Origin of the sequence: Acidomonas methanolica, assembly GCF_004346035.1 — a bacterium.
Lineage (GTDB): Bacteria > Pseudomonadota > Alphaproteobacteria > Acetobacterales > Acetobacteraceae > Acidomonas > Acidomonas methanolica.
In genome coordinates, this window is record NZ_SLZN01000051.1 from 1 (window position 1) to 9,800 (window position 9,800).

General features: G+C 64.9%; 8 protein-coding genes, 1 tRNA gene and 1 pseudogene. 2 read left to right on the forward strand and 8 right to left on the reverse strand.

What is annotated here, in order from left to right:
- Positions 1-92: 92 nt before the first annotated feature.
- From EDC31_RS16490 to EDC31_RS16525, 7 genes and pseudogenes are all read right to left on the reverse strand, one after another.
- Positions 93-248 (reverse strand): annotated as a pseudogene (locus EDC31_RS16490) (DUF736 family protein); the annotation flags it as partial.
- Positions 249-1,001: 753 nt separating this feature from the next.
- Complete coding sequence (locus EDC31_RS16500; RefSeq protein ID WP_042062152.1) at positions 1,002-1,928, reverse strand: DUF2493 domain-containing protein; 927 nt, start codon at positions 1,926-1,928, stop codon at positions 1,002-1,004.
- 323 nt (positions 1,929-2,251) lie between these two features.
- Positions 2,252-3,307: a DUF7146 domain-containing protein gene (locus tag EDC31_RS16505; protein ID WP_042062150.1), complete on the reverse strand. Its 1,056-nt coding sequence runs from the start codon at positions 3,305-3,307 to the stop codon at positions 2,252-2,254.
- Positions 3,304-4,488: a DUF932 domain-containing protein gene (locus EDC31_RS16510; protein ID WP_132127178.1), complete on the reverse strand. Its 1,185-nt coding sequence runs from the start codon at positions 4,486-4,488 to the stop codon at positions 3,304-3,306. Before EDC31_RS16510 ends, EDC31_RS16505 begins: the two co-directional genes overlap by 4 nt.
- Before the next feature lie 124 nt (positions 4,489-4,612).
- On the reverse strand, positions 4,613-4,963 hold the full coding sequence (locus EDC31_RS16515) for a type II toxin-antitoxin system PemK/MazF family toxin (RefSeq protein ID WP_042058454.1): 351 nt from the start codon (positions 4,961-4,963) through the stop codon (positions 4,613-4,615).
- Positions 4,950-5,177, reverse strand: coding sequence for a type II toxin-antitoxin system RelB family antitoxin (gene relB / locus EDC31_RS16520; RefSeq protein ID WP_042058451.1), 228 nt, complete (start codon positions 5,175-5,177; stop codon positions 4,950-4,952). The genes EDC31_RS16515 and relB overlap by 14 nt, the downstream gene beginning before the upstream one ends.
- Positions 5,178-5,318: 141 nt before the next feature.
- Entirely contained in the window at positions 5,319-7,367 is a 2,049-nt protein-coding gene (locus EDC31_RS16525) for a ParB/RepB/Spo0J family partition protein (protein WP_042058448.1), read from the reverse strand.
- A gap of 306 nt (positions 7,368-7,673) precedes the next feature.
- Between EDC31_RS16525 and EDC31_RS16530 the strand changes: the two genes are divergently transcribed.
- Together EDC31_RS16530 and EDC31_RS16535 are read left to right on the forward strand one after the other, a co-directional pair.
- Entirely contained in the window at positions 7,674-7,871 is a 198-nt protein-coding gene (locus EDC31_RS16530; protein WP_042058446.1) for a hypothetical protein, read from the forward strand.
- Positions 7,872-7,965: 94 nt separating this feature from the next.
- Entirely contained in the window at positions 7,966-9,654 is a 1,689-nt protein-coding gene (locus EDC31_RS16535) for a recombinase family protein (protein WP_081797563.1), read from the forward strand.
- Here EDC31_RS16535 and EDC31_RS16540 read toward each other — a convergent pair.
- A tRNA-Met gene (locus EDC31_RS16540) sits at positions 9,611-9,687 on the reverse strand. The genes EDC31_RS16535 and EDC31_RS16540 overlap by 44 nt on opposite strands.
- Positions 9,688-9,800: the final 113 nt, after the last annotated feature.

A 9,800-nucleotide genomic window follows, 5' to 3' on the forward strand; every position in this document is an offset into this window, starting at 1 on the left:
ACCCCGATATTATGCGGAGCAGAAACCAGACCAAACCCGCAGAAAACCGCCATCCCGGATCACCCGCTCCGCATAATCCCGGACTCCACATAATCAACCCTACCGACGAAGACGCGGTGGCTGGGGGCGTTCTCGTTCGCGCGCGCGGGCTCCGGAGAGATGCGGACGTTCGGAGTCTGGAGCGAGAGGGTGACGATCTCGCCGTTATACCCGTTGCCGACTTTCTTGAAGGTGCCGATGGTGGCCATGATGCTACTCCGTGATCTCTGTTATCGAGCCCGCACCATTGCGGCCTCGATGGCGATCGGACAGACGGAGGCGAGCGGCGGCGCACCCTTCAGGGCCGAAGCGCAGCGGAGGACGGCGGGACGGAATTTTCTTGGCTCGCGAGGAATGCGCGCCAGCGCAGGGGAAGAAAATTATGGGCCGCCGTTGCGCCATAGCCGATCGAGGCGCAGCCGGCCTCCGGCTAGATCAGCCATCTTGAGAGGCAGCATGAGTGCGCGGCCAGACAGAGCGCATATCGCGGAGACCATGGCGACCCGCGCAACAAACGATATCCGGCGGCAACCGAAACAACGGCGTCGTCCTTCCTCCCTGCCGGCCCACCGAACTGGTCCTATCCAAGACGCACCCTGCCGGACAGGCCCCGCTTTCCCGATTGTAATCGTGTGGTGGAAGATCAGAGCGCCAGGCCGGTTGCTTTAACAGGCGGAGCATATCCGGGTCAGCGTGTCCTGTCCGTGCTTCGCTGCCCGTCGCTCCCAGCCTCTCGATGACAAGCAACGATGGATGGGCACCCGATCGAAGCGCGCCATCAACCGCCGCACAGGCCGTCAGACCCGCGCGATGATCCCGTCGGCCGGTTCGGACGGGGCCATGCCGGTAAAGCGGACAAAAGCGGTGATCCCGACCGCGCCCGCCCCGATCACCGAAAACATGATCTAACCGTCCCACCGCGCGGATCGCCGTTACGGGCAATCCTGACGGTCTGACGGTGCTCACGCACCGCCGAACCTCCAGACCGGGATGCCAAGACGCCTGGCCTTGTCGGCGAGGTTGGCGTTGATGCCGCTGCCGGGAAAATGCAGGACGCCGATCGGCATGGTGTCGAGCATGGCATCGTTACGGCGGAAGGGTGCGGCCTTCTTGTGGCGCGTCCAGTCCGGCTTGAAGGCGATCTGGACGATCTGCCGGTGGTCGGCCCAACGCGAGGCAATGAACTCCGCGCCCTTGGGCGAGCCTCCGTGAAGCAGAACCATGTCGGGATGCTTGGCCCGCACCTTGTCCAGCCGGTCCCAGATCAGCATGTGATCGTTGAAGTCCAGGCCGCCGGTGACGACCACCTTGGGGCCGGGGGGCACCAGCAACTCGCCTTCGGCTTTGCGGCGGGCATTGAGGAAGTCGCGACTGTCGATCATCGAGGCCGTCATCGTGCGGCGCGAGACCAGCGAGCCGGTCTTCGGCCGCCAGGCGCTCATGGTCAGGCGTTCGAACTGCTCCTTCGCCTCGCCGCGGAAGAGTTCGTAGGCGTTCCTCCGCTCGATCAGGGTCAGCCCCTCCGCGATCAGCCGCTCCAGTTCCACCGAGCGGATCTCGCTGCCGTCCTGCTCCTGCTGCCCGCGCTTCTGCGCCTGCTCGTTGCGGTCGAGTTCCGTCTCGATCCGGTTGACCATGCGATGGAAGACGTTGACGGCCGACCAGAGAAGCTCTTCGAGATCGGGTTCGAGCCGTGTTTCCGTCAGCGTCGCAGCGATCGCGTCGAAGATATCGGCCACCGCGCCGCCGATACGGTCAGCCTCGGGCAGCGGCCTCGGGTCCGGCTCGTCCTCGAACGGACGGTAGCCATACATCTGGATTTCGGCCAGCACGCGGGCGGTGGAAGATTCGGCGTGCAGCGGCTCAAAGGTGTCGTCGGTGCGGGTCATGGCCCGGTTCTCCTGTCGTCCGGCCGCGCCCCTCGCGGCCTTGCGGGCGTCGAAGCCCACGGGCGGGACGGCCCGGAACCCGACGCACCGCGACGGGCCGAAGCGAAGCGGAGGATGGCGCAGGTCCGGCTATTTTGCCTCGCGATGCAAAGCGCGGGCTTGCCCGCGCGGCGGAAAATAGCCGGACCCCGCCATTGAAGGGCCGGACCGCTTGTGGGCCGATCGCCCCCTTGAAGGCCGGGGCGCGGACCCGCCGGACGGGAGGGCACGGGATTCCCCGCCGGACACGGAAGACCCCGCCCGCCCCCTCCTTCCCGGCCCGCTCACGTGGTTCCGGCTTCCAGGAACCGCGCCACGTCCGACGGGGCAAGCTGGGGCCGCAGGATCGCCCGCAGCGCCCCACGTCCGAAGGCGCGGAGGTCGTCGTTAAAATCGCCCAGCCGCGGCGACAGCGCGATCAGTTCGATCCCGGCTTCGCTGGCTCTCGCGTCGAGCGTCGCCACCGCATGATCGCCGGCCGGATCGTCATCGCGCAGGACGTAGAGGCGGCGCAGCAGCGGCGGGAAGATCAGCGCCGCGAGATGCGTGGAGGACAGGCACGCGGCCAGCGGCAGATCGGGCAGACCCTGACGCAGCGACAGGACCGTCTCGATCCCCTCGCCGGCAGCCAGCACGTCCGACGCGACACCGAAGCGCACGGCGTTGCCGCGCAGTTCGCCCAGTGCGCGCCGGGGATGCTCGATCGGGGCTTTGCCCCGCCCGTCCGGGGCCAGGAAGGTGCGATGCACGCCGGTCACGTTCCCGTCGAGATCGGTGACGGCGGCGATCATCGCGGGCCAGATTTCGGGAGGGCAGTCCTCGTCCGGACGGACGTAGCCGCGCGGGTGGAAGCGCAGGGCGGAGAGGCCAGAGAGGTCCGTCAGATCGCGATGCCGGAGATAGGCGGCAGCAATAGTGCCTTCAATCGGCCCGGACATGGCCCAGAGCCGACGCGCCGCCTCGGACGACCCGGCAGAACCGCGCTCGTGAACCGGACGATCCCGCCCTGCCGACACCGGATCGGGACGCGGCAGGCTGAGGAAGGCGCGCGCCTCGTCCGCCACGTCGCGGAATTCGGCAAGGCCGAGGCTTTCACGGATGACGTCGAGCAGGTCGCCGTGTTCGGATGAAGCGGCGTCCACCCATTTCCCGGCCCTGCCATTGGCGGTGTCGCGGAGCCTGACGAAGAGTGACCGGCCGGGCGTGTTGCGCACGTCGCCGACCAGCCAGTAATTGCCGTGACGGCGACCAGCGGAGAGATACCGCCGGCACACCGCCTCCGCGTTCTCCGCCAGGCGACGGGCCAGGTCGCCCGCGTCCCGTCGGGGAGTGTCGTTCATGCCACCTTCTCCATCAGCCTGCGGGCCTTTTCCTCCATGTCGAGGCGGACGTCCTGGTTGGTTTTCGTGCGGGCGAGCGCCGTGATCCCTTGCACGAAATCGAACACGCTCGATGGTTTGCGCCCCTCCTCGTGCAGCACCGTCTCGATGATTTTTCCCGTCTCCGTCTTCGAGAATCCCCGCCGACGCAGGAAGGTTTCCCGATCGTCATCAGTTTTCGCAACGAGTGCCTGACGCGATGCCTGAATGCCGGAGACGAACGAGGCCGGGCTGGCCGTGGCGAAGCTCCGCAACGCTGGAGCCGCCTGATGCACGAACCGAGACGCCGCAAACTTGCTGTGCCGGATCGTGATCTGTTCGAAATTCTCGACGCCCCACAACATGCGGTTTTGACACACTCCGCGCAAGTAAAAGGACGCAATGCCGAGGCTCTTGCTTCCGACTTCGGAGTTCCAGGCATAGAATCCCCGGAAATAGAGATCGGGTTCACCGTTGGGCAGTCGCCCCGCCTCGATCGGATGGGTGTCGTCCACGAGGAACAGGAAGACGTCGCGATCCGACGCATAAAGCGTGGTCGTTTCTTTTGTGATGTCCACATGCGGATTATGGGTCATCGTTGCCCAGTCGATGACTCCGGGGACTTTCCAGTTGGTGTCGCCCGTGCCGTCGCCTGCGATCCTGCGCACGGCGCCGACAAGCTCATGGTCCCAGATGCGGCCGTAATCCGGGCCGGTCACGGCGCGCAGTTCCACGCGACCGTTCTCGGTCTCCAGCGTTTTCACCAGTTCGGCGCGGTGCGACAGCAAGCCGTGCTGGAGGTTGATGGCGGCGAGCGGGGCTGGAAGGGCGCGCAGGTAGGACGACGGCGCACTGACAAGGCTGCACAACTGGCCGAACGACCAGTGGGTCGGCGCGACCTGTTCGGCCTGCCCCGGCACCGCCAGCGTCAGGCGCTCGGCATTGTCGCGCGACGCCTCGACGCGGATGGCCCGGCTTTCCACCGTGCGGGCGGTAGCGCGGTCTGCCCGGGCGAGCGTGGCCGCGTGCAGATCGGCCAGCGACAGGTAACGCTCGTCGTCGGGGCGGCTGAACCACTCGGACGACACGCGCGCATCGCGGCCCCCGCGTGACGGATCGATCCGGAAACCGGCGCGGCCGGATGAAAGAACGGAAGCGGACATGGAAACTCTCCTCTAATGCCGGATAGTCGGCATCCGAGGCGAAGCCTCCCTCTCACTCTTTTCTTCCCGGCCGGCCCAGCACGAAAAAAGCGGCTCCCGAAAACCGGAAGCCGCCTGCGATGCGTCAGGATTGTCTCCAGCCGGCATAGCGGGAAAGGGTGTCAGCGATTGCGGCCATCGCCGCCGGAGGCAGCTTTCCGAGCCGTTCGGCGTGCCGCGCCTCGATCGTCGCGATCTTGGCCGGGCGCACGACGGACGGGGCCGGCAACCCGGCCATGACCAGATCGACGACAGCGTAATCGTCGGGCCAGCGGCGATTATCGGCGCTGGTGATCATCGCCACCCAGAGGAGGGGCTGGGCCGCATCGCCGAGTTCGCCATGCGAGACGACCAGCGCGGGCCGGTGCTGACGGGTCGCCTTGTCCGTGTAGGGAAACGGCACCCGCACCACGTCGCCCTGCTCAAAGCCCGGCATAGGCCCTCCGGTCGGCGGCGCCGTCCCATTCGGAGAAGGCGCCGAACGGGTCGTCCCCTTCCTCCGCCGCCTTCGCGGCCATCGCCTCGGTCTCGATCTCGTCGATATGCCGGACGATCGCCTCGCGCGCGTAGAAGGTCTTGGTCCGGCCCGTTGCCGCGGCCAGGGCGTCAAGCCGCTTCTCTATGTCCTCGGGAAGTCTGATCGCGAGCATGATGGTGGCCCTCCGTGCCTGATATACGTGTATAGCATAAGGAGTGGGTGGCGCGCATCCTCAATCGCCCCCGCCCACGTTTCACTGCCGTGGAAAGCGGCTCCCGGAGACCGGAAGCCACCATGTCCCTTCGGCAAGAGGCTATTCCGCCGCTACCGCCGAAGGGCTGTCCGGTATTTCGTCACTTTCTGACGGAACCGGCAGCCCCTTCGTCCGCAGTGCTTCGGGCAGCCAGCCGGAGCCTTCGAGCAGGCGCTCGGCTTCCCGCGCCATGTCGCCCTTCTTCAGATGAGCGATGCGATCCGCCGCCTCGGCGCCCCGCGCCTCGCGCACGGCTTCGAGAATTCGCGCCTTGGTCACGCGCCCGAGATAGTTCTCCACCGTCGGCTGCCAGCCTGCTTCGGCCAGATCGAGCCTGAGCGCAGTGGCGAGACGGCCTGCTCGCGCAAGCCGCTCCCTGTCGCTCCGTGCCAGAGACGGACCATGGGACGATTCATGCAGCGCGTTGATCCCGAAAGACAGGCAATGCGCCAACAGGGCCATGCGACTGGTGTCGTCCAACCCGTCGATCCAGCGCCATAGCGCGTCCTCATCCTCCGGCAGATCGTGCTTCCAGCCTTCATTGCGCTGACGCAGGGCGTGGGCCGGCAGACTGCCCGGCATGTCGGGAGAATGCACCGATAGCGAGATTTCCCGAACGTAGGCTTCGAGGCAGTCGGCTCCCGAGACCTGCCAGTAGAGATCGCGCACCTGCGTGTGCAGGAATTCGGTCAGCGCGACATGGGGACTGGCAGCAAACGCATCCCGCAGGGCCAGCGTCCGCCAGGCCGACAATTCGGTCAGCAGACGATCGGACAACGGCTTCAGCCCGTCTTCTTCTTCGGGTTCGGCATCGGAAGGTTCGTCTCCTTCCGAATATCCGGCAGTACCGTCACCGTCGTCGTCGGCGTCATGGGCGCCTGTCTCATCATCGCCTCTGGTGTCATCGTCCTCCGGCTCCGCCGACATGTCCTCGGGCCGGACGAAGCCCCGCTCGATCACCAACGTGCCGTCATTGCCAAGACTGACGAACACTCCAGCGCGGGCCATGTCGATCGGATCATAAGTCGCGAGGAGCTCCTCGATTGCCGCGATCTGCTCCTCGATCTCGCCCAGTCGGGCATCGACCTCATCGGGCAATTCGTCGGCCTGCGCGTATTCCGCCTCGATCGTCTCCTGCTCCGCGCGCAGGGCTTCAAGCCGCGCTGCATTGTTCTCCGAAAGAGCGACCGGAATCTCGTCGATCTCGTCGAAATCCCGCGTATGCCCCCAGGGGAACGACAACGCCGTTTCCACCCATTTCCAGCCTTCGCTACGGATCTCCTCCGCCGCTCCGGCCAGCTTCTCCATCACCAGCCGGTCGAGAAGCGTGGGATCGTTCAGCCACCCGCCGTCGTCTGTCTCGAACAGGTCGCGCAGGACGTGCCCGCCCGCCGCGACATAGGCGTCGATGCCGACGAAGCGCGCCCGTCGATCGGAGGCGCGGACGGTCTTTTCGGTCAGCATCCGGCGGATCAGGTAAGGCTCGCGATTGTGACTCTGCGACAGAATCTCCCAAACCTGCTCCTGACGCTCGTGATCGTCGGAAATCGAAAAAGCCATGAGCTGGTCCAGTCGGATTCCGTCTTCCTCGTAAAGCGCCAGCAGCTTTTCCGAGACCGTCATCAGGCGCAGGCGCTGCTTCACCACGGCGGGCGTGACGAAGAACCGCGCAGCGATCTCCTCTTCCGTCTGGCCTTTCTCCAGCAGATCCCGGAAAGCCCGGAACTGGTCCAGCGGGTGCAGGTCCACGCGCCGGACATTCTCGGCGAGCGAGTCCTCTTCCGCCGGGATCGCCGAATGGGCGTCCTGCACGACGCAGGGGACCGATGCAGTCTTCGCAAGCTTCTTCTGCTTCACCAGCAATTCGAGCGCCCGGAACCGACGCCCTCCTGCCGGCACCTCGAACATCCCGGTCTCGACGCCCGCGTCATCGACGACCGGCCGGACGTTCAGGCTCTGGAGCAGCCCGCGCCGCTCGATATCGGCGGCCAGTTCCTCGATCGACAGGCCGGACTTCACGCGCCGCACATTGGACTGCGACAGGGCGAGCTTGTTGAAGGGGATATCACGCGACCCGTTCAACGTGATTTTCTGAATGGCGCTTGCCATGATGGGAAAACTCCGCGACGGGCGGCCGGAAGACTCTCTCCCAACCTCCAAACCCGTCACGAAATCCCTTCCTTCCCTTTTCCTCTCTTGCTCCGACACGCCCACGCCAAAACCACATGGGACGCTCCCACATCCCTTTTTCCCGGCCCGCCGAACCTCCCGTCAGGCAACGTCGGATTCTCACTCTTTCCCAACCCAGCCGATTACCTACGCGAACACCGCCGATTGCCGCATCGGACGATTTCGTTCTTTTCCAACGGTTCATGACCCTGCCCAATGGTTTCCGAAACCATCCGGAGAAGAACCATGGGCACACCCGGCAAGATCGCACGGATCAACGTCATCCTGCCGGATCAGGGCGACGCCTCGCCACATCTGACGGACGCCACGGTGCTGCGCCTGGCCCGCATGATCGGTCGCCAGATGGCGCGCGAGGATTATGAGCGCCAGAAGCGTGCCAGACGGCGCACCCGCCGCCCGTCCGTTCCCGGACAAAAATCGTGATCGTCACCCTGTCGAATTGACTACCGCCCGGAGGGCGGACCCGAGGTAAGCTCTTTCGCCTTCCCAAACCGAAAGACCGTCCTGGAGTCCCGCCATGATTCGTGCCGCGCTCTATGCCCGCTATTCCTCCGACAACCAGCGGGCCGCCTCGATCGAGGACCAGTTCCGCATCTGCCGGGAACATGCGAAGCGCGAGAAATGGAAAATCGCCGGTGCCTATAAGGATGCGGGCATCTCCGGCGCGTCGATGATCCTGCGCCCCGGTATCCAGACCTTGTTGCAGGACGCGCAACGCGGCGAATTCACCATCGTGCTGGCCGAGGCGCTGGACCGTATCTCACGCGATCAGGCCGATGTCGCCACCCTGTTCAAGCACCTGAAATTCGCGGGCGTCACCATCGTCACGCTCTCGGAAGGCGAGATCAGTGAACTGCATGTCGGCCTGAAAGGCACGATGAATGCCCTGTTCCTCAAAGACCTGGCCGCCAAGACCCATCGCGGCCTGCGCGGGCGGGTCGAGGACGGCAAGTCCGGTGGTGGCCTGTGCTACGGCTACAAGGTCATCAAGAAGCTCGACGCGCGGGGCGAGTTGATCCGGGGCGACCGGGAGATCGATCCCAACGAGGCCAATGTCGTTCGCCGCATCTTCAAGGACTTCGCGGCTGGCATCGGCCCCCGCGCGATCGCGCGCACGCTCAACGACGAAAGTATCCCCGGCCCCAATGGTAAGCCGTGGATCGACACCACGATCCGGGGGCACGTCCAGCGCGGCACGGGTATCGTCAACAATGAACTCTATATCGGACGGTTGGTCTGGAACCGGCTGCGCTACCTGAAAGATCCCAGCACCGGAAAGCGCGTCTCGCGGATGAACCCGGAATCGGAGTGGATCACAACGGACGTACCGGAACTGCGCATCGTCGATGACGAACTCTGGCAGGCGGTCCGCGACCGGCAGGCGAAGATCGCCGCGCAATACGCCAACGTCATCACGGCGGTCAGAGCGTCGGCCGTGAACCGGATGAACGGCATGCGCCGTCCCAAATCCCTGTTCTCGGGGATGATCTTCTGCGGCGTGTGCGGCGGTACCTACTCGCTCCGCGAGAAGGACCGCTATGCATGCTCCAACCGGATCGCCAACCGCTCCTGCCATAACAAGGCGACGATCCTGCGCCCTGATCTTGAGGAGCGCGTGCTGGCCGGCCTCAAGCACAAGCTAATGACGCCCGAAGCCGCCGCCGAAGCCATGAAGGCATATGCCGAGGAGACGAACCGCCTGAACCATGAGCGCCGCGCCAGCAGTGCTGGCTGGAAGGCTGAACTGGCGAAAGTCGAGAAAGGCATCGCCGGTATTCTGACCGCGATCGAAAACGGGATGTTCGAGCCTGAGATAAAGGAAAGGATGCAAGTGCTACGAGAGCGCAAGGTTGAACTGGACGCCCTACTCTCCTCTGAACTGGAGGACGTTCTGGACATCCACCCGAATGTCGCGGCGCTGTTCAAGAAGAAGGTGGAGCGTGTGACCGAGAGCCTGAACCAGCCAGAAGACCGGGCCGAGGCGTCCGAAGCTGTTCGCGCCTTGGTCGAGAAGATTGTCCTCTCACCCGGCGATAAGCGCGGCGAGATCTTCGCGACGCTCTATGGCGAGCTTGGAACGCTGCTCAGATTCGTGAATCAGAAGGACACAAAATCGAGCAAGTCCTTGAAAGGAATTGCGAAAACATCAATGTGGGAATCGGTGGTTGCGGGGGCAGGATTTGAACCTGCGGCCTTCAGGTTATGAGCCTGACGAGCTACCGGGCTGCTCCACCCCGCGTGGGTGGTGAGGAGTATACAGGCTGGACTGATTGATCTGGCGGCGACCGACTTTTCCGTGCCTTGAGGCAGAGTATCATGGGCGCTGGGGCATTTGACGGCCGAGTTCGGGAT